The sequence below is a fragment of the Lentzea sp. NPDC003310 genome, assembly GCF_040610935.1.
Classification (GTDB): domain Bacteria; phylum Actinomycetota; class Actinomycetes; order Mycobacteriales; family Pseudonocardiaceae; genus Lentzea.
On record NZ_JBEXNC010000003.1, the window covers coordinates 121,172 to 138,719 of the forward strand.

Consider the following 17,548-nt stretch of genomic DNA (forward strand, 5'->3'; position numbering starts at 1 on the left):
ATTCCGCAATCGGGTGTTTGACGACGTCCACACTTCCGGGGGAGGGGGTGATGCCGTTGTCGCCCACGTTCGCCCAGGAGGTTCGCCGCCTGCGCAACGAGCGCGGGCTCTCGCTCAGTCAGATGACCGGTCTCGTACCGTACAGCAAGGGACACCTCAGCAAGATCGAGAACGGCCAGGTTCACCCGAACCCCGAAATGGCCAGGCTCTTCGACAACGTCCTCCAGGCTGACGGTCACCTGATCGAGCTGGCGGACGCCCCGGCCCGGCCGATCCCGAGCGACCACTCGACGCTGCTCACGTTCGACTCGATGTTCGACCACCACCGCGCCCTCGGTCACCGGCTGAGCTCCGACGTGGTGCTGCCGAGCCTGCGCCCCCAGATCGACGTGCTGAGCTCCATGGCCCGCTCCGCGGATGACCCCGGCCTCGGCCGCGGCCTGTGGCTGCTGGCAGCCCGGTACGCCGAGTACGCGGGCTGGATGGAACAGGAACGCGGCGACGACGGCTCGGCCGCCGAACTCACCCGGCGCGCCGTCGAGTACGCGGCGAAGGGCGGCGACCCGGAACTGGCCTCCTGGGCCTGCGTCCGCATCTCCGAGTTCAACCTGTACCGCGGCGACGCCCACGCCACCGTCGGCTACGCCCGCAAGGCCGGCAAGTCCCGTTCGATCGCGGTGCAGGCCGCCGCCGCCCTGCGCGAAGCCCAGGGCTACGCCCTCGCAGGAGCCGCCGACCGCTGCCAGACCGCCCTCGACCGCGCGGCCGAACTCCAGCGCGCCCTGAGCGAATCCCGTTACGGCTCAACGAGTCTGGTCGACCAGGTGGCCATCGCGAAGGCGTGGTCGTTCCACGACCTGGGCCGCCACGCCGAGGCCGCCGAGATCCTGGACACCCAGATGCCGCTGATCGCGCCGACGGCCCTGCGCGCCCGCACCCGCTTCGGTCTCCGCAGGGCACTCGCCCACGCCTCGGCGGGCGACGTCGACCACGCCTGCGCACTGGTCGTGGACCTGTTGGACGACATCCGCCAGGTGCGGTCCGCGACCGTCCACATCGACCTGACCGCGTTCAGCAAGTTGTTGTCCCGCCTGCGTCCCGCGTCGGGCCGCGACGTCGCGCGCGAGATCGGCGAGATCCTCTTCGCCTAGGGCTTGGTCTCCGGCTGCTCGAGGTCCTCGGGCACCTGCAGATACCGTTCCGGGAAAGCCGGCACAGCGACCTTCGCGATCACGAAGAGGTACAGGATCGCGAAGACGAACGTGCACAGCCAGCCGACGAACACATGAGGCCGTTCGTCTGGCGCGACCTGCGCACGCCGCATGGTGTGGGCGGCGTACTCCTTGCCGATGTCCGACGGGTCCAGCCAGCCGGTCACGGTCGAGGTGTTGACGGTGCCGCTCTTGAACCTGCGCTCGATCTTGCAGTCGTAGTGGTAGCCGAAACCTCGCCAGGCCACCGGCCCCTTGCGTTCGCAGGACTGCGCCACCGCGATCATGTCGGCGTTCTTCAGGTCGCCGGGTTCGGCTTGGTCCCAGAAGAAGTTGAAGATCGTGGCGCCGAGCAGGTAGCCGAGGAACGGAACGATCAGGAAGGCGAAGACGCGGTACAGAGCTTTCATCGGTTCTTGGCCTTTTCTTCCGCTTCCTTCTGCTTGAGCTCGCGCCAGCTCAGCCAGCCGCCGTTGTCCCAGACCTTGGCGACCTCCTTGCGGAACTCCTCCCCCATGGCCGGACCGATGTCCTTCGGCAGACCGGTGAGGCCGTCGACGAGGACCTTCTTGGCCGCCTGACCGCCCTCCGACATCATCTGACCGAAGTCGAACGCCCTCGTCTTGCGCGCGACGTCCGCGGCCTTCGTCGCTCGAAGCACGGTCACGAAGTCGTCACCGCTCTTGGCGAGGTTCTTGCTGGCGTTGGCGAGGATGTCGTCGAGCTTCTTGAACAGACCGCCTGCCTTGCCGAACGCGCTGGTGAGCTTGCGGCACCACTCGATGCACTTGTTCGCGTAGCGCACCGCGGTGGGCACGCACTCGGCGACGGCGCCGGCCACCCCCGCGCCGAACGCGGCCATCGCCGGAGCCCAGCGCAGGCAGATGCTGATCAGTTTGCCGACCGCTTCGGAGATGAGGTCGCGCACGATGTCCCGGACGACCTTGAGGATCGTCCGGCAGATCGTGATCAGGATGCCCATGCCGCTGGCCGCGGTGCCGACGGCACCGTAGGTGTCCGCGCGGTCCTGGCCGAACGTCCGGTAGGCGACCGAGTCGTCGCCCAGCCACTGGCCGGTGTCCTGGTTGACGACGTTCTTCAGGTCGGTGGAGATCTCGCCCAGGTAGCTGCCGACCGATTGCCACGTCTGCGACATGCCGTCCAGCGTCTGCTGGTCGCCCGTCAGCCAGTCCAGCGGTTCTTTAAGGAAGCTGACGTGCTCGAACAACCAACCGATGCCCGCGCTCACGAGGTACGCGAGGGGATCGAGGGCGAACTTGGCGAAGTCGCCGGCGGCGCTCGCCATGTTCAGCAGGCCCTCGGCCCAGTTGCCGTCGGCGAAGCCGCTCACCGCTTGGGTGGCGTCGTGGAACATCCGCGCGCCCTCGGTGTCCGCGGTCTCGGCACCCTCGCGGATCAACGGGTTCGGGGGCTGCGCGGGCCCCACGCTGGCGGTCGTCATCAGTCCTCCACCTTGAAGCGGTCGCGCTGCGCCTCTTCGTTGTTCTTGACGTCGTCACGCCACGCGATCACCCGCTTGTGGTGGTCAGTGGCGGCCTCGGCGGCTTCCTTGAGCACGTTCATCGCCATGTGCTGCGCCCCGGAGCAGATGGCCGCGAGCGGAATGCCGAGCAGCCCGAACGCCTCGGGGTTGTCCGAGGCGTTGCCCGCGCCGACGGCGGTGTTGACGCGTCCGCCGATCTCGCTGACCCGTCCGGCGTGGCTTTCCAGCTCGCCGAGGTCGATGCGGTAGTTCATCGGAGAAATCCTCCGTTGCCGAAGTCGTCGTCCTCGTCGTCCGACCGGTGGCGGGGCGGTCGCGGAGGCTGCTGCGGGCGGGTCTGAGGTGGCGGCGCGACACCGTCGTCCTCGATGGCCCCCAGGCGCTGCTCGGTGGGCGCCCACCTGCCGCCGCCCGGCGCGTACTGCTCGGGCGGAGGCGGCGGCTGGGCGCTGCGCAGCTTGTCCATCATCATGTGCATGGCCTCGGAGTCGGCGCCCATCAACGGCGCCATGGCCTCCTGGACCGTGTTCGCGATCCTGCTCTGCGCGGCCTGCAGCGTGCGCAGGACGTCCTGCGCGACGGCGTTGCCGTCCTTGCGCTGCAGCGCCTGTCCCAGCTGCAGGCCGACCAGGTTGCCCGAGTCGTTCACGGTCACCGTGATCTGCCCGTCCGGGCTGCTCTCGGTGACCTGCAGGTGCGCGAGGTTCTCGCGGATGGCGTCGCTCTTGGCCTGCGCCTCGGCGAGCCGTCCCTCGTACTGGCTGAGCAGCTGCTCAGGGTCGATCATGCGTCCCCCAGGGTCGCCCGTGACATCACGTGACCAGACGGTAGCGGAACGCTGTACTCCGTACAGCCGAATCACGCGGATCCGCCCGGGCGACCCACCGGACCGCTAGACGGCCGCCCGGTCCTCGCGCTCCAGCGCCTCGGCCATCTCCACCCACGCCTCTGCGCACCCGCGGGCCATGTCCGCCACCAGCTCCCGGCAGTGCGACGGCACCCCGGCCACCACGGCGGCCCACTCCCCGGACGACACCGAGTGCGACTCCAGCCACCTCAGCACCAGCCGACCGTGTTCGTTGAACCGCAGCGACGGATCACGCCGCAGGATCGGCAGCGTGGCGTCGGGGTCGCGCACCTCGGTCCGCCCGGCGGGCAGCACGGCCTCGGCGCGTTCGGCGGCGCGCATCCGCTCCGGCACCGGATCGAGCCCGGCGCCGATCCGGCGGCGGACGTCGCGCACGGTGCCCGGTGACACGCCGGCGGCGCGGGCGATGTCGCGCAACGACGCGTCGGGGCGTTCCTGCACCATCCGGCCCGCGAGGCGGCGGCCCGCGGCGGAGTTGACCGGCCTGACCTTGCCGTCACGGCCGACTCGCACCGGGGCCTGGCCGCCGACGGCGCGGCGCAGCACGCCCACGGACTTGGCGGCGAGGCCGGTGGCGGCAGCGATCGCGCGGTCGGACCACTGCGGATGAGAGCGCAGCAGGCGGCGGGCGGCGGCCTCGCGGTCGGCGGTGGACAGGGTCGCGAGGTTCAGCGACACGGCCAGGCCGAACAGGTCCTCCGCGGGGCCGTCGACGAACTCGACCTCGACGGAGCGGCAGCCGCGCAGGACGGCGGCCTTGAGGCGGTGGGTGCCGTCGACGACTTTCATCGTCGGGCGGTGCACCACGATGGGTGAGAGGTGGGCGCCGGACGACGCCAGTGAACGGACGAACTCCTCGCTGCTGCCACGCAGTCGTGGCGAGTCAGCGGACCGCAGCGCGGCAATCTCTACGAGCATGCTGAATCGAGCCCCCCAGGCTGTGCCTCCCCGGAACCCCCAGGTGCCCGGAGACGACCACAGCAGGTTAGCTACTCGTTCAACGGGAGCGCCACTCAATCGCGGGACAGACGTCCATCACCATCCGCAGGCCTGCCTCGCGGGTGCGCGCGTACGCCTCGTCGTCGACCACGCCGAGCTGGAACCAGACGGCCCTGGCGCCGATCGCGACGGCCTCGTCCGCGAACTGCCCGGCGTCCTCGGAGCGCCGGAACACGTCCACGACGTCGACCTCGAACGGGATGTCCGCGAGCGTCGCGTAGCCCTGCTCGCCGTGCACGGTCTCGGCGGACGGGTGCACCGGCACGATCTTCTTGCCGCGTTGCTGCAGGAACCTCGCCACGCCGTGGGCCGCGCGCGACGGGTTGTCCGAGAGGCCGACGACGGCCCAGACCTGGCAGTTCTCGAGGATCCAGTCGACGTCTTCGCGCATGTCCTCCACCCTAACCAACGCCCGTCAGTGTGACCCCAGTCACAATCGACCGGAGCCGGTCGAAACAGCGGGGACCCCGATCGACGCCTGGGTAGAAACGCACCAGACACGAGCCAGAGGAGATCGAGATGCGGTTCATGGTCATCGTCAAGGCCACGCCCGAGACCGAGAACGGCGCGATGCCGACGACCGAAGAGCTCGCCGAGATGAGCAACTACAACGAGGAGCTCGTCAAGGCCGGCGTGATGCTCGCGGGCGACGGCCTCTACCCGAGCGCGAAGGGCGCTCGGGTCCGGTTCGACGGCAAGGGCGCCTCGACGGTCGTCGACGGACCGTTCACCGAGTCCAAGGAACTGATCGCGGGCTTCTGGATCTGGGAGCTGCCGTCGCTGCAGGACGCGGTGGAGTGGCTGAAGAAGGCGCCGTTCCAGGAGGGCGAGGTCGAGATCCGCCAGGTCCACGGCGCCGAGGCGTTCGCGGACGTCATCACGCCGGAGATCCAGGCCCAGGAGGACCGGATGCGCGAGCAGATCGCCGCGCAGCAGCAGTCCTGAGTGGACGGTCAGCGACCGCGACGGGGCTTCACTCGCTTGGCGGGCTGCTTCTTCTGCTGAGGTGCGGGGCCCCTCCGCTGCTGCTGTTGGTGCGGCTGCGGCTTCTTCTTCGCCGGTTCCGCCGCGGGGCCGCGAGTGCTGTTGACCGTGCGGCCGCGGACGATGCCGATCATGTGCTCGACCAGCTCGGGGTTCTCGTCGCGGATCGGGAACGACAGCGCGACGCGGGACTGCGGCGCGTCGGCGAGCGGCACGTACTTCAAGTCCTTGCGGTGGTGCAGCCGCGCGAGCGACTGCGGCACGACCAGCAGTCCCACCCCCGCGGCCACGATCTGGACCGCGTCCGCGGTGGTCTCCGGCCGTTCGACGGGCGGCTGACCGGGCACGGCGTCCCACGCGAGCGTGTCGTCGAGCGGCTGCCAGAGGACGTGCTCCGCCAGGTCGGACAGCCACAGCTCGTCGGCGGCGGCGAACTCGTGGTCCTTCGGGAACACGACGACGCTCGTCTCGGTGTAGAGCGGGATCGCGTGCAGGTCCGCGCGGTCGCCGGGCAGCCGCAGCAGCGCGGCGTCGGCCTCGCCGGAGCGCACCTTCGCGGCGGCGTCGGCGCCGGGTACCTGCACGAGGGTCAGCTCGGTCTCCGGCAGGCGTTCCTGCCAGACCCGCGCCCACTTGCCCGGCGTCACGCCTGGGACGTACGCGAGCGTGAACGATCCGGTCACGTGCTGAGGCTACCGGACGAGCCCGTTACCCTTTCCGCATGAAGTCGCAGCAGACCATGAAGCCCGCCACCGCCGCCAAGAAGCTCGGCGTGTACCTCGAGGCCACCCCCGAGGAGTTCCAGGCGGGCGTCGTGTCGCGCGACGAGTTGAACGAGCTGCAGGCGAACCCGCCGCAGTGGCTGGCGGACCTGCGCCGCAACGGCCCGCACCCGAAGCAGCTCATCGCGCAGAAGCTCGGCATCTCGACGTCGGGCCTGGTGCGCGCCGGCATCACCGACGCGCTGACCACCGAGCAGATCACGGCGATCAAGGACGAGAACCCGGACTGGCTGGTGCGCGAGCGCGCCACCTACAAGGAGTTCAAGGCCGAGGAGGCGCGCCTCGCGGAGAAGGCCCGCCAGGACGCCGAAGAGGCCTAACCCAGCACGTACGGGATCGCCAGGTCCCCCAGTTCGGCGCGCTCCGACTCGCTCGGGGCGCGCCGTCCCGTTCCGACGAGCAGCACGTCCACGTCGGACCACTCGGCGGGAAACGGCGCGGCGATCGTCTCGAACACCTCGCGGCACCTGGCCAGCGCGCGGTCGGGCGGTCCCGGCAGGTGCGGCAGGTGCGCGACCAGGTCCAGGTGGTGCAGCGTCCACTCCCACACGTACGCGCCCAGGTAGCCGGACGTGCACAGCACCATGTCCTGGGTGCTCACCTTGAGCGTCGGGTCGGCGAGCTGCGCCGCGCGCAACGCCGCCTGCCCCACGTCGTCCACGTGGTGCTGGAGCAGCCACGGCTCGCCGTACGCGGCGGCGAGCCGCACCGTCAGCGCGGCCAGCGGGTCGTCAGTGCGTTCGTGCGCGACCCGCCAGTACGTCACGGCGTCGTGCGTCACGGGGTCCGCGGTGGGCGTGACCAGCGTGATCAGCACGTCCTGCGCGTCGATCACGAGGTGGCACACCAGGTCCCGCACCAGCCAGCCCTCGCACCCGGACGGCCGGGTGAAGTCGTCGTCGGTGAGCTCGCCGACCGCGTTCAGCAGCGCCCCCAGCGCAAGCGAAAACAAGTCCACCGTCGCAAACTACAAGGATCGACGGCGGACGACCGGTTAGGTTGGTGGGCATGGGCAAGTCCCCGGCTGTGGAGCTCGAGGTGGAGGACCGCGTCGTGCGGATCTCCAACCCCGACCGCGTCTACTTCCCCGCGCGTGGCGAGACGAAGCTGGATCTCGCGAACTACTACCTGTCCGTCGGTGACGGGATCGTCCGCGCGCTGCGGGAACGGCCGTGCATGCTGCACCGCTTCCCCGAGGGCGTCACGGGCGAGAAGGTGCACCAGAAAAGGCTTCCGCACGGCGCACCGCCGTGGGTGCGGACCGTGCGCGTGCACTTCCCCCGCTACAACCGCCACGCCGACGAGCTGTGCGTCACGCACGTCGCCGACGTGATCTGGGCGGTGCAGATGTCCACTGTGGAGTTCCACCCGTGGAACTCGCGCGCCGCCGACACGGAGAAGCCCGACGAGTGGCGCATCGACCTCGACCCGGGGCCGACGTGCTCGTTCGACCGCGTGCGGCGGGTGGCGCTGGTGGCGCAGGAGGTGCTGGCCGAGCTGGGCGCGACGGGGTTCCCGAAGACGTCCGGGTCGAAGGGCCTGCACATCTACGTGCGGATCAAGCCGTCGTTCGGGTTCCAGGACGTGCGCAAGGCGGCGCTGGCGTTCGCGCACGAGGTCGAGCGGCGCGCGCCCGACGACGTGGAGACCACGTGGTGGCGCAAGGACCGCGATCCGTCGCTCGTCTTCGTGGACTACAACCAGAACGCGCGCGACCACACGATCGCCAGCGCCTACTCGGTGCGCGGCAACGCCGAGGCGACGGTGTCGGCGCCGATCCGCTGGGACGAGATCGCGGACGTCGACCCGCGCGACCTCACCATCGCCACCATGCCGAAGCGCTACGCCGAACTGGGCGACCTGCACGCCGGGATCGACGACGCGGTCTGGTCGATCGAACCGCTGCTGGAGTGGGCCGCCCGCGACGAACTCGAGGTGCCGGATGAGCAGTAGCCCGCTGAAGTTCTCGTCGCTCGACCAGCCCCTGTTCGGCGGGCTGCTCAAGGGCGACCTGGTGGAGTACCTGGACTTCGTGGCCGACCGGTTCGTGCCGGTCCTCGCGGGCCGGCAGCTGTCGGTGTGGCGGATCCTGCGCGGCCAGGACCCGTTCATGCAGAAGAACGTCCCCAAGTACACGCCGTCGTACGTGAAGACCGTCGAGGTGTGGGCGGAGGCGTCGCACCGCAAGATCAAGTACGCGGTCTGCGACGACAAGCAGACGCTGATGTGGTTCGCGAACCAGCGGGCCGTCGAGTACCACGTGCCGCTGTACCTCGGCGACCACTTCGGCGAGGACCACGTGCAGAGCCACATGGTGCTCGACATCGACCCGCCCGAGGGCGCCGGGTTCGACGTGGTGGTCGGGTCGGCGCTGCTGATCCGGTCGGCGCTGGAGGACTGCGGGCTGGCGAGCGTGGTGAAGACGAGCGGCGCCAAGGGAGTGCACATCTTCGTGCCGCTCGCGGAGCACTCCCCCGACGACGTGGCCGCCGCGACCCGCGCGGTGGCGGCCCGCGCGGAGAAGCTCGACCCGGAACTGGCGACCACCGCGTACATCCGTGCCGAACGCGGCGGGAAGGTGTTCCTGGACTCGACGCGCGCCTGGGGCGCCACGGTCGTCGCCGCGTACTCGCCACGCCTGCGCGAGGGCCTGCCGATCTCGTTCCCCGTCCCGTGGGAGTCGCTGCGCGACGTCACGCCGGCCGACTTCACCGTGCGGACGCGCTTCGACGGCGACCCGTGGGCGTCGCTGATGCCCGCGCCGCAACGCCTGCCGGACGACCTGATCGCCGAGGGACACACGATCCCGGTGGCGCGGGTCGCCGCGATGCACGAGGGCAAGCGGCGCAAGGCTCAGCGGGAACGCGAGAAGTAGGCGATCACCGCCGCGGCGAGCGGCAGCGCCACGTGGCCGACCGTCGCGAAGGTCGGTTCGGAGGCGGCCACGTACTCGTTGGCGCGGATCAGCAGTCCGGCGGCAACGGCGACGACCGCCGCGAACCGGGCGACACCGGTGGTGACCACCGCGATCGCCGGGATCACGACCAGGCCCGCCAGGCTCGCGTGCAGGACGTAGGGCGGCGGCTCGGCCGTCATGGTCACCACCGCGTCCAGCAGGAGGAGGGCGGGCGCGATCGCGCTGAGCCACTGCTGCTCTTGCCACGCCCGGTAGGCCGCGACGAGTGCGAGCGCGCCTCCGACGACAATCAGGAGCACCTCCTCGCCGTCGCCGTTGAACGACATCAGGTCGTTGGAGAAGGCCACGACGACGTAGACGCCGACCGCGGCCAGCGCTCCGCCTGTTGCCGCGAGCCACCAGGGGCGGGCTGCGGTGGCTGTGGCGATCGCAGTGGCGGCTAGGGCCAGTGGGAGCCACTGGTCGGTGGTGGTGCCGCTGAGCAGGCCCGTCGTGCCGGCCAGGAGGCCTAGAGCAGCGCCGGGGACCCACGGGTGGTCGCGGCAGGTGAGCGTGAAGAGTGCCGCTGCCAGGGCCCACGGCCAGATCAGGCCGAACGTGAAGGCGAACGGGTTGAAGTCGCCGTGGACGGTCGCGAGGCCGATGACGAGGAGGGTGAGGGCGAGACCTGCCGTGAGGCGCGGCAGTACGGGCAGGAGCGCGGGTTCTGAGGTGGCGGGAGCCCCGCGCCCGGCACGTTCTCGGGTTGCGGGAGCCGTGCGCTCGGCACGTTCTCGGGTAGCGGGCGCGCTGCCCTCAGGTTCGCGCATCCCAGTAGCGCGGTGCTCGGGCTTCGCCGGGCGGTCCGCTGCCACCGCACGCCTCGGAATCGATACCGACTCGCCGGCCCCCTGGGGGGATTCGGCCCCCACTCCAATCTTCTCAGGCAGCACCGACAGTTTTCGGGCCGCGAGGTCGTCCGCGGTCCCCAGCTTCGAGGTCGGCGACGGCGGGGAGGTTCGGGAGGAGGGGTCACGTGTGGAGCGCGGCGGCGGGGCTGTCCCCTCATCCGCCGTCGTCTTACCCAGCGGCGGCAATCCCGCATCCGCCGCCTTCTCCCCCAGCGCCTCCCGCGCCGCCCCCGCCACCATCCGGCTGTCGTCCTCCGTCAGCCGCCGCAACGCGAGCCGCGCCGCCAGCACCCTCCCCGCGTGCGCCACCGACAGCATCCGCCGCAGCTCCGGGATCGCCCCGGCCCGCACCCCCGGCAGCGAGTGGTCGATCGCCTCCTGCAGCTCCGACGGCAGCGCGGCCGGCTTCGACACCGGGCGGGCGCGGCGGGCGATGCGCAGGTCGCCGCGCACGTCCAGCATCCACTTGCCCGGGGTCTGGTGCGGGGTCACGCGGCGGACCCGGTCGTAGACGTACTCGTACAGCTCGTCGAGGCCCACGTGGCCGTCCTGGTCGCGGTCGGCGTCGCCGGTCTCCAGGCCCTCGACCAGGGCCGAGGTGAAGACCGACGGCTCGCTCTCGGACGCGTCGGCGACGGCCGCTCCCTCGAAGGCGTACTCCATGGCCGACGACGCCGTGATGACGGCGCGGCCGCTGCCGCCGAACTGCTCCTCCAGGTTCACCGCGCCGCCTGCTCGGGCGACCATGCCCCGGCCGAACGCGCCGGAGTAGCAGCAGTCGAGCAGCAGCACGATGCGGCGGGAGCGCGAGCGGTTCATGCGGCGGGCCACGAAGTCCGCGGACACGGCGGTGCCCGCCAGGCGCGCGAGTTTGGTGCCGGACGTGGCGAAGTGCAGCTCGCCGGCCTCGTCCTTCACGCCGTGGCCGGAGAAGTGCAGGACCAGGAGGTCGTCGGGGTCGCGGTCGGCGAAGAAGTCCTCGACGGCCTCGTTGATCTCGGCGGCCGAGGAGTTGATCAGGGTGCTGACGTCGAACGCGCCGATCCGCGGGTCCGCCAGCACCTCGCCCAGGCGGGCGGCGTCGTGGGCCGGGGCGCGCAGCGAGGACAGGCCCGGGTCGGCGAACTCGTGGCTCGCGATGATCAGCGCGTGGCGGTGCAGGTGGCGGCCGAGCCACGCGGACCGCGCCGCCAGTTCCTCCGGGGTGGGGGCGCCGGTCAGCTCCAGCGACTCGCCGTCGGCCTCGACCGTCACGGACCGCTCGCGCCGCTGCCCGAGCCACGACGACACCGCGTTGATCAGCGCGGCCAGCACCGTGGACTGGGAGATGGTGGTCAGCAGGGTGCCGAGCTCGTTCAGGTCGACGGCCTTGGCCCCGGCGGGGGCCTCGCCCGGCACGCCGGAGACGGCGACCAGTTCTCCGAGCTCCGTCCTCAGGAACGCCGTGAGCTGCTCGATGCGCTCGTCGTCGGCGCCGTCTTCGTGCACGCGCAGTGTGACGTCGGTCATAGCGGCCTCCTACGGAAGGAGGTCGCTCACCGGGCACGAAGCATTACGACGGGTCGGAACCCCGGAAGGACGCCCACCACAGGCCGAGCACGGCGGCGACCCCCGTCGCGACGAGCCAGCCGACGAACCCGCTCTCGTCCACGTAGGCCCAGAACATGCCCACGAACGGCGCGGGCACCATGAACACCGCGTCCACCCGCAGCTGGGTGAGCAGGCCGCGCGGCGCCCGCGTCTCCGGGTCGGGGCGCACGGGGTTGTCCAGGCGGCGGCCGCGCGGGTGCCTCGTCACCGGGCGGCCGGACGGGTAGACGGTCACCCCGTCGATCACGGCGACCCGCCCGCCGCGCAGCTCTACCTCCGCCGGCGACGGCAGCGTCACGAGCACCGGGTCGTAGTAGACGGGCAGCCAGCGCTCGGTCGGCCCGTCGATCTCCAGCCACGAGCGCACCATCAGGCCGGACTGCAACCGGATCCGCCGCACCGAGGCGGTGGTCGCCGGGGCACGTACCGCCCGCACCGCGAGCAAGAGCCGCACGCCGGACGCGAGCAGCACCAGCAACGCCACCGCGGCGGCGAACGTCACGCCGCTGAACGCCTGGTCGGCGGCGAGGATCAGGTCGGAGCCGGGCAGCACCGCGCGCGACGGGTCGGCCGGGTCGAACGCGATCTGCGTCTGCTTCCCGACGATCCGGTCGCCGTTCTCGTACGCGACGCGGGCGGTCCCGGCGGGCCAGCGCACCTCGACCACACCGTCCGAAAAGGACACGACCTCGCCCGTGGCCCGCGCCGTCAACGGCGTCAGCTCCGCTCGCGCGTCCGAATAGGACAGCCACGAGAACAGACCGAGGAGGACGCTCACGGCCAGCACGAGTGCCGTGGTGAACAGGCCGTAGCGCAGCGCGCGAACCCTGGTACGCAACAAAGCAGGCTCCAGACAGAAAGAAACGGCCCGGCGGGGAGACCCGCCGGGCCGTCGAACAGCCTAACTACACATCACTCGGTGAAGCCCATGTGGATGTAGTCGTACGGACGGTTCGCGTACGCGACGGCACCGAAGTTGGCGACGTTGCTCTTGACCGCGACCGCGCCGGGCAGCTGGTACAGCGGCAGCTGGTGGCCCAGCTCCCAGATCTTCTTGTCGGCCTCGTTGGCGATCTCGAGGCGCTTGGTGTCGTCGAGCTCGCCGACGGCCTGCTCGAGCAGCTTGTTGACCTCTTCGGACCCGATGCGGCCGTAGTTCTGGTTGGTGCTGGCCGGGTCGAGGTAGTAGATGCCCTTGCTGTCCGAGATCGGCGTGGCCGAGGCCAGCCAGCGGAAGCCGGTCATGTCGAAGTTGCCGACGTTCACGAACTGCTTGAAGAAGTCGGTCGACGGGACGGCCTGGATGTCGACCTTGGCGCCGACCTCCTTCAGCTGCGACTGCACGAGCTTCGCGATCTGGTCGGAGGTGGGGTTCGGGGTCGGGATGACGTAGCGGACGACGAGCTCCTTGCCGTCCTTCTTGCGCGTCTCGCCCTCGAGCTTCCAGCCCAGCTCGTCGAGCTGCTTCTTCGCGGCTTCCTTGTCGAACGAGGCGACGGCCGAGTTGTCCTTGTAGCCGGCCGAGCCCAGCAGGAAGAAGTGGTTACCGGTGACCTGCGCGTCGCCCTTGATCATCTGGCCGAGGAGGGCCTTCGTGATGGTCTTGGTGTCGATGCCGCGGGTCAGCGCGACGCGGAGCTTCGGGTCCTTGAGGATCGAGGAGTCCGCACCGTTGAACGTGATGTGCGAGTAGTCCGGCGTGATCGCCTGGCGGATCGTCACACCCTGCATCGACTTGGCACGCGTGAAGTTGTCGATGCTCGAGCCGATGTCGAAGAAGTCGATCTGGCCGTTGGCGAGCGCGTCCGCGAGCGCGGGGCGGTCGACCTGGCGGAACGTGATCTTCTCCAGCTTGGGCTTGTCGCCCCACCACGCCGGGTCCTGGACCACGGTCACGAGCTTCGCGGTGCGGTCGATCGTGCCGATCTTGAACGGACCCGCGGTGACCTTGGGAGCGTCCGCCCAGCCCTTGTTGAACTCCTCGGCGACCGAGGACATGGACTTCGGGTACAGGGGCGAGAACATGCCCTTGTACTCGGCGAACTTCTTCTTGAAGGTGACCTTCACGTCCTGGTCGGACGCGCCCTTCTCGACCTTCTCGATGTCCTCGTAGCCGGTGGTGCCGGCGACCTCGAAGGCCTTGTCGGCGCCGCTCAGCGACTTCCACATCGCCTCGAAGTCCTGCCACGAGATCGCGGAGCCGTCGGACCACTTGGCCTTCGGGTTGATCTTGAACTCGAGGACCTGCGGCTCGGAGGAGGCGAGCTTCGCGTCCTCGAGGTAGTCCTTGTTGATCTCGAAGGTCGCGTCGGCCTTCTGCTTCCACAGGTTCGGCATCATCGTGTCGATCATGCGGCGGCCGTCGGCGTTGGTGCCGTCGAGCTGGTTGTAGTTCCAGTTGTCCGGCAGCTGGTCGACCGGCCAGCGGAACTCGCCGCCGTCCTTGACCTTGGCCGCGTCCTGCGGGTTGATGTCCGCCTGGCCGATCGTGTTGTCCGCGCCCTTGAGACCGGAGTTGCCCCCGCTGTTGCTGGGACCACCACACGCGGTCAGCGTGAGTGCGACCGCAGCAACGGCGACCACTCCCACCTTGGTACGTCGACTCACTGTCGTGAACCTCCCTCGTGCCCGGACACCAGTTGCCGGGGACACTGTTCCTTCGTGCTCGCAGGCCGTGTTCTGAGGCGACGGATGCATCAGAGGACCTGGCGAATCTGGGCGAAGTGGCAGGCGGCCTCGTGGTCGGCGGCCTGGACCTCGCGCGGTGGTTCCACCTCGATGCACTGGCGCTGCTTCTCGGGAGGCAGCGACGCGTGCAGGAAGCAGCGGGTGCGGAAGCGGCAGCCGGACGGCGGGTTCGCCGGGCTCGGCAGGTCGCCGGTGAGGATGATCCTCTCCCGCTGACGCTCCTTGACGGGGTCGGGAATCGGGATCGCCGACAGCAGTGCCTGCGTGTACGGGTGGCGCGGCGTCTCGAACACCGAGTCCACCTCGCCGATCTCGATGATCTTCCCGAGGTACATGACGGCCACCCGGTCCGCGATGTGGCGCACCACCGAGAGGTCGTGTGCCACGAACAGGTAGGCCAGGCCCAGCTTGGACTTGAGCTCCTCCAGCAGGTTGATGACACCCGCCTGGATGGAGACGTCCAGCGCCGACACCGGCTCGTCGAGCACGACGAGCTTCGGTTCGAGCGCGAGCGCCCGCGCGATGCCGATGCGCTGGCGCTGACCGCCGGAGAACTCACCGGGGTAGCGCGACAGCTGGTCGGGACGCAGGCCGACGAGGCGCATCAGCTCCGGCACGCGCCGGTTGATGTCGTCCTTCGCGTAGCCGTGCACCTGCATCGGCTCGGCGATGCAGTCGTGGATCGTGAGGCGCGGGTCGAGCGACGCCATCGGGTCCTGGAAGACCACCGACATGTCGCGGCGGATCTCGAAGCGGCGCTTGTTGTTCACCGTCGCCACGTCCGTGCCCAGCACGGAGATCCCGCCGCCCATCGGCTTGTGCAGGCCGAGGATCTCCATCAGCGTCGTGGTCTTGCCACAGCCCGACTCGCCCACGAGGCCCAGGGTCTCGCCCTCGCGGATGTCGAACGAGATGCCCGCCACCGCGTGCACGGTGCCGACGCGGCGCTTGAACACCACGCCCTTGTTGACCGGGTACTCCTTCACGAGCTGGTCGAGCTCCAGCACGATGTCGCGCTGGTCGCGCGGGATCTTCGCGACCTCGGGCTCGTCGGCCACCTCGGCGCCGAAGATCTCGACCGCGGCCTCGGCGCCCTCGGCGTCGGTCGCGGCGATCTCGTTGGTGCGGATGCAGGCGGCGGCGTGCTCGACCGACCCGTCGACGTCCACCAGCGGCGGCTCGGCGGTGTGGCAGGCGTCGACGACCATCGGGCAGCGCGGCGCGAACGGGCAGCCCGGGGGCAGGTCCGTGAGCGACGGCGGCTGGCCCTTGATCGGCACCAGCGCCTGCTTCTCGCTGACGTCGAGGCGCGGGATCGAGCCGAGCAGGCCGAGCGTGTACGGCATGCGCGGCTGCTGGTAGATGTCGTCGACCTTGCCCTTTTCGACGGCGCGGCCCGCGTACATGACCATCAGGCGGTCCGCGAACCCGGCGACGACGCCGAGGTCGTGGGTGATGATCACGATGCCCGCGCCGGTGACCTCCTGCGCGGTCTCGAGCAGCTGCAGCACCTGCGCCTGCACCGTCACGTCGAGCGCGGTGGTCGGCTCGTCGGCGATGATCAGGTCCGGGTCGTTGGCGATCGCCATCGCGATCACCGCGCGCTGCCGCATGCCGCCGGAGAACTCGTGCGGGAACGCCTTCACGCGCTCCGCGGCGTTCGGGATGCCGACGAGGTCGAGCAGCTCGATCGAGCGCTTGGCCGCGGCGGCCTTGGACACCGCGCCCTTCTTGTGCACCAGGATCGCCTCGGCGATCTGGTCGCCGACGGTGTAGACCGGCGTCAGCGCGGACAGCGGGTCCTGGAACACCATCGAGATGCGGCGGCCGCGGATCTTCGAGAGCTCGGTGTCGCTCTGGCCGATCAGCTCACGGCCCTGGAACTTGATGGAGCCGGTGATGCGGGCCGAGGACGGCAGCAGTCCCATGACCGCGAGCGACGACACGGACTTGCCCGAGCCGGACTCGCCCACGATGCCGAGGACCTCGCCGGGCGAGACCTCGTAGCTCAGGCCGCGCACGGCGTGCACGCGGCCCGCCTCGCTCGGGAAGGACACGTGGAGGTCCTCGACCTGCAGAACCGGGCCGTCGACGACCGGGTTCGCCGGCGTGTCGAACTGGATCTCCGAGGTGGTCATGAGGCGGCCTTCTCCTTGGTCTTCTTCTCCTTGCGGCGCACGCGCGTCGAGGTGGGGTCGAGCGCGTCGCGAAGCCCGTCGCCGACCCAGTTCACGGCCAGCACGAACACGACGAGGAAGCCCGCCGGGAACAGGAACAGCCACGGGAAGGTCGTCGCGGACTCGGCGTACAGGCCGATCATGGTGCCGAGCGAGACGTCGGGCGACTGGACGCCGAACCCGAAGAAGCTCAGACCGGTCTCGGCGAGCACGGCGGAACCGACGTTGATGGTCGCGTCGATGATGAGCAGCGACGCCATGTTCGGCACGATGTGCTTGGCGATGATCTTGCGTGCCGGTTGGCCCATGAACTTGGCCGCCTTCACGAACTCGCGTTCCTTCAGCGTCAGCGTCATGCCGCGCACGATGCGAGCGGTGATCATCCATTGGAACGCCGCGAGCATCAGCACCAGCAGCCACCACGACTTGCCGCGGAACCACGGGCTGAGGATCGCGATGATCAGGAACGACGGCAGCACCAGCAGCAGGTCGACGACCCACATGAGCGTCTTGTCGGCGATGCCGAGGAAGTACCCGGCGGCCGCGCCGACGACCGCGGCGATGGTCGTCGAGATCAGCGCCACGAGCAGGCCGATGATCAGCGACTTCTGCAGTCCGCGCATGGTGAGCGCGAACATGTCGGTACCGATCTTGTCGGTGCCGAAGATGTGGTCGGCGTAGGGCGGCTCGAGGAACGCCGCGTAGTCCTGCTGGTCGTAGGTCCACTTGGACAGCAGCGGACCGACGAACGCCATCAGGTACATCCCGATGATGATCACCAGGCCGACCAGGGCGAGCTTGTTGCGCATGAAGCGGATGAGCACGAGCCTGCCGCGCGTCATCGCCTTCTCGGGTTCGGGCGCCGCGTCGACGGGGCTGCCCGAGGCGGCACCGGTGGTTCCGGCGGCGTCGCCCTCGTTGAGGATCACGGTCACGTC

Annotated in this window: 18 protein-coding genes; 5 read left to right on the forward strand and 13 right to left on the reverse strand. The window is 70.0% G+C overall.

Annotation, left to right across the window (positions count from 1 at the left end; translation table 11 throughout):
* The first annotated feature begins 50 nt into the window (after nucleotides 1-50).
* Complete coding sequence (locus ABZX02_RS05830) at nucleotides 51-1,151, forward strand: helix-turn-helix transcriptional regulator (RefSeq protein WP_355295219.1); 1,101 nt, start codon at nucleotides 51-53, stop codon at nucleotides 1,149-1,151.
* Here ABZX02_RS05830 and ABZX02_RS05835 read toward each other — a convergent pair.
* The 6 genes from ABZX02_RS05835 to ABZX02_RS05860 all read right to left on the reverse strand — a co-directional run bounded on the left by ABZX02_RS05835 (nucleotide 1,148) and on the right by ABZX02_RS05860 (nucleotide 4,973).
* Nucleotides 1,148-1,621 carry a DUF6346 domain-containing protein gene (locus tag ABZX02_RS05835; protein WP_355295221.1) on the reverse strand — a complete coding sequence of 158 codons (474 nt, stop codon included), beginning with the start codon at nucleotides 1,619-1,621 and terminating at the stop codon, nucleotides 1,148-1,150. The two genes, ABZX02_RS05830 and ABZX02_RS05835, sit on opposite strands and share 4 nt — an antisense overlap.
* Entirely contained in the window at nucleotides 1,618-2,673 is a 1,056-nt protein-coding gene (locus ABZX02_RS05840; RefSeq protein ID WP_355295223.1) for a hypothetical protein, read from the reverse strand. Before ABZX02_RS05840 ends, ABZX02_RS05835 begins: the two co-directional genes overlap by 4 nt.
* Nucleotides 2,673-2,969 carry a hypothetical protein gene (locus tag ABZX02_RS05845; protein WP_355295225.1) on the reverse strand — a complete coding sequence of 99 codons (297 nt, stop codon included), beginning with the start codon at nucleotides 2,967-2,969 and terminating at the stop codon, nucleotides 2,673-2,675. The genes ABZX02_RS05840 and ABZX02_RS05845 overlap by 1 nt, the downstream gene beginning before the upstream one ends.
* Nucleotides 2,966-3,502, reverse strand: coding sequence for a YbaB/EbfC family nucleoid-associated protein (locus ABZX02_RS05850; RefSeq protein ID WP_355295227.1), 537 nt, complete (start codon nucleotides 3,500-3,502; stop codon nucleotides 2,966-2,968). The genes ABZX02_RS05845 and ABZX02_RS05850 overlap by 4 nt, the downstream gene beginning before the upstream one ends.
* Before the next feature lie 105 nt (nucleotides 3,503-3,607).
* Nucleotides 3,608-4,501 carry a ParB N-terminal domain-containing protein gene (locus ABZX02_RS05855; RefSeq protein ID WP_355295228.1) on the reverse strand — a complete coding sequence of 298 codons (894 nt, stop codon included), beginning with the start codon at nucleotides 4,499-4,501 and terminating at the stop codon, nucleotides 3,608-3,610.
* A gap of 79 nt (nucleotides 4,502-4,580) precedes the next feature.
* A complete protein-coding gene (locus tag ABZX02_RS05860) occupies nucleotides 4,581-4,973 on the reverse strand; it encodes a CoA-binding protein (protein WP_355295230.1) in 393 nt (130 codons plus the stop codon).
* 128 nt (nucleotides 4,974-5,101) lie between these two features.
* Here ABZX02_RS05860 and ABZX02_RS05865 point away from each other — a divergent pair, with 128 nt between their 5' ends.
* Complete coding sequence (locus ABZX02_RS05865; RefSeq protein WP_355295232.1) at nucleotides 5,102-5,527, forward strand: YciI family protein; 426 nt, start codon at nucleotides 5,102-5,104, stop codon at nucleotides 5,525-5,527.
* 8 nt (nucleotides 5,528-5,535) lie between these two features.
* Here ABZX02_RS05865 and ABZX02_RS05870 read toward each other — a convergent pair whose 3' ends face one another.
* Nucleotides 5,536-6,249, reverse strand: a complete 714-nt coding sequence (locus tag ABZX02_RS05870) for a LysR family substrate-binding domain-containing protein (protein ID WP_355295233.1) — start codon at nucleotides 6,247-6,249, stop codon at nucleotides 5,536-5,538.
* Between the two features lie 56 nt (nucleotides 6,250-6,305).
* Between ABZX02_RS05870 and ABZX02_RS05875 the strand changes: the two genes are divergently transcribed.
* Entirely contained in the window at nucleotides 6,306-6,668 is a 363-nt protein-coding gene (locus tag ABZX02_RS05875; protein WP_355295829.1) for a DUF5997 family protein, read from the forward strand.
* On the opposite strand, the gene ABZX02_RS05880 is transcribed toward ABZX02_RS05875, so the two are convergent.
* Entirely contained in the window at nucleotides 6,665-7,306 is a 642-nt protein-coding gene (locus ABZX02_RS05880; RefSeq protein ID WP_355295235.1) for a maleylpyruvate isomerase N-terminal domain-containing protein, read from the reverse strand. The two genes, ABZX02_RS05875 and ABZX02_RS05880, sit on opposite strands and share 4 nt — an antisense overlap.
* Nucleotides 7,307-7,356: 50 nt before the next feature.
* On the opposite strand from ABZX02_RS05880, the gene ligD reads away from it, so the two are divergent.
* Together ligD and ABZX02_RS05890 are read left to right on the forward strand one after the other, a co-directional pair.
* Entirely contained in the window at nucleotides 7,357-8,301 is a 945-nt protein-coding gene (gene ligD, locus ABZX02_RS05885) for a non-homologous end-joining DNA ligase (RefSeq protein ID WP_355295237.1), read from the forward strand.
* On the forward strand, nucleotides 8,291-9,223 hold the full coding sequence (locus tag ABZX02_RS05890; protein WP_355295238.1) for an ATP-dependent DNA ligase: 933 nt from the start codon (nucleotides 8,291-8,293) through the stop codon (nucleotides 9,221-9,223). Before ligD ends, ABZX02_RS05890 begins: the two co-directional genes overlap by 11 nt.
* Here ABZX02_RS05890 and ABZX02_RS05895 read toward each other — a convergent pair.
* From ABZX02_RS05895 to ABZX02_RS05915, 5 genes are all read right to left on the reverse strand, one after another.
* The gene (locus ABZX02_RS05895) at nucleotides 9,202-11,664 is read right to left on the reverse strand and encodes a caspase family protein (RefSeq protein WP_355295240.1); all 2,463 of its coding nucleotides are present in this window, start codon (nucleotides 11,662-11,664) and stop codon (nucleotides 9,202-9,204) included. The genes ABZX02_RS05890 and ABZX02_RS05895 overlap by 22 nt on opposite strands.
* Nucleotides 11,665-11,707: 43 nt before the next feature.
* Nucleotides 11,708-12,583, reverse strand: a complete 876-nt coding sequence (locus ABZX02_RS05900) for a hypothetical protein (protein WP_355295241.1) — start codon at nucleotides 12,581-12,583, stop codon at nucleotides 11,708-11,710.
* A 74-nt stretch (nucleotides 12,584-12,657) separates the two neighbouring features.
* Nucleotides 12,658-14,352 (reverse strand): ABC transporter family substrate-binding protein, encoded by a 1,695-nt coding sequence (locus ABZX02_RS05905; protein ID WP_355295243.1) that lies wholly within the window; start codon nucleotides 14,350-14,352, stop codon nucleotides 12,658-12,660.
* Nucleotides 14,353-14,441: 89 nt separating this feature from the next.
* Complete coding sequence (locus ABZX02_RS05910) at nucleotides 14,442-16,571, reverse strand: ABC transporter ATP-binding protein (RefSeq protein WP_355295244.1); 2,130 nt, start codon at nucleotides 16,569-16,571, stop codon at nucleotides 14,442-14,444.
* Nucleotides 16,568-17,545, reverse strand: coding sequence for an ABC transporter permease (locus ABZX02_RS05915; protein ID WP_355295246.1), 978 nt, complete (start codon nucleotides 17,543-17,545; stop codon nucleotides 16,568-16,570). The genes ABZX02_RS05910 and ABZX02_RS05915 overlap by 4 nt, the downstream gene beginning before the upstream one ends.
* Between the last annotated feature and the right edge of the window lie 3 nt (nucleotides 17,546-17,548).

Excerpts from the sequence above, each read along its gene's own strand:
- ABZX02_RS05850 (WP_355295227.1), bottom strand. The coding sequence starts at position 3,502 with ATGATCGACCCTGAGCAGCTGCTCAGCCAGTACGAGGGACGGCTCGCC.
- ABZX02_RS05910 (WP_355295244.1), bottom strand. The coding sequence starts at position 16,571 with ATGACCACCTCGGAGATCCAGTTCGACACGCCGGCGAACCCGGTCGTC.
- ABZX02_RS05895 (WP_355295240.1), bottom strand. The coding sequence starts at position 11,664 with ATGACCGACGTCACACTGCGCGTGCACGAAGACGGCGCCGACGACGAG.
- ABZX02_RS05835 (WP_355295221.1), bottom strand. The coding sequence starts at position 1,621 with ATGAAAGCTCTGTACCGCGTCTTCGCCTTCCTGATCGTTCCGTTCCTC.
- ABZX02_RS05840 (WP_355295223.1), bottom strand. The coding sequence starts at position 2,673 with ATGACGACCGCCAGCGTGGGGCCCGCGCAGCCCCCGAACCCGTTGATC.
- ABZX02_RS05845 (WP_355295225.1), bottom strand. The coding sequence starts at position 2,969 with ATGAACTACCGCATCGACCTCGGCGAGCTGGAAAGCCACGCCGGACGG.
- ABZX02_RS05855 (WP_355295228.1), bottom strand. The coding sequence starts at position 4,501 with ATGCTCGTAGAGATTGCCGCGCTGCGGTCCGCTGACTCGCCACGACTG.
- ABZX02_RS05860 (WP_355295230.1), bottom strand. The coding sequence starts at position 4,973 with ATGCGCGAAGACGTCGACTGGATCCTCGAGAACTGCCAGGTCTGGGCC.
- ligD (WP_355295237.1), top strand. The coding sequence starts at position 7,357 with ATGGGCAAGTCCCCGGCTGTGGAGCTCGAGGTGGAGGACCGCGTCGTG.
- ABZX02_RS05890 (WP_355295238.1), top strand. The coding sequence starts at position 8,291 with ATGAGCAGTAGCCCGCTGAAGTTCTCGTCGCTCGACCAGCCCCTGTTC.
- ABZX02_RS05875 (WP_355295829.1), top strand. The coding sequence starts at position 6,306 with ATGAAGCCCGCCACCGCCGCCAAGAAGCTCGGCGTGTACCTCGAGGCC.
- ABZX02_RS05830 (WP_355295219.1), top strand. The coding sequence starts at position 51 with ATGCCGTTGTCGCCCACGTTCGCCCAGGAGGTTCGCCGCCTGCGCAAC.
- ABZX02_RS05865 (WP_355295232.1), top strand. The coding sequence starts at position 5,102 with ATGCGGTTCATGGTCATCGTCAAGGCCACGCCCGAGACCGAGAACGGC.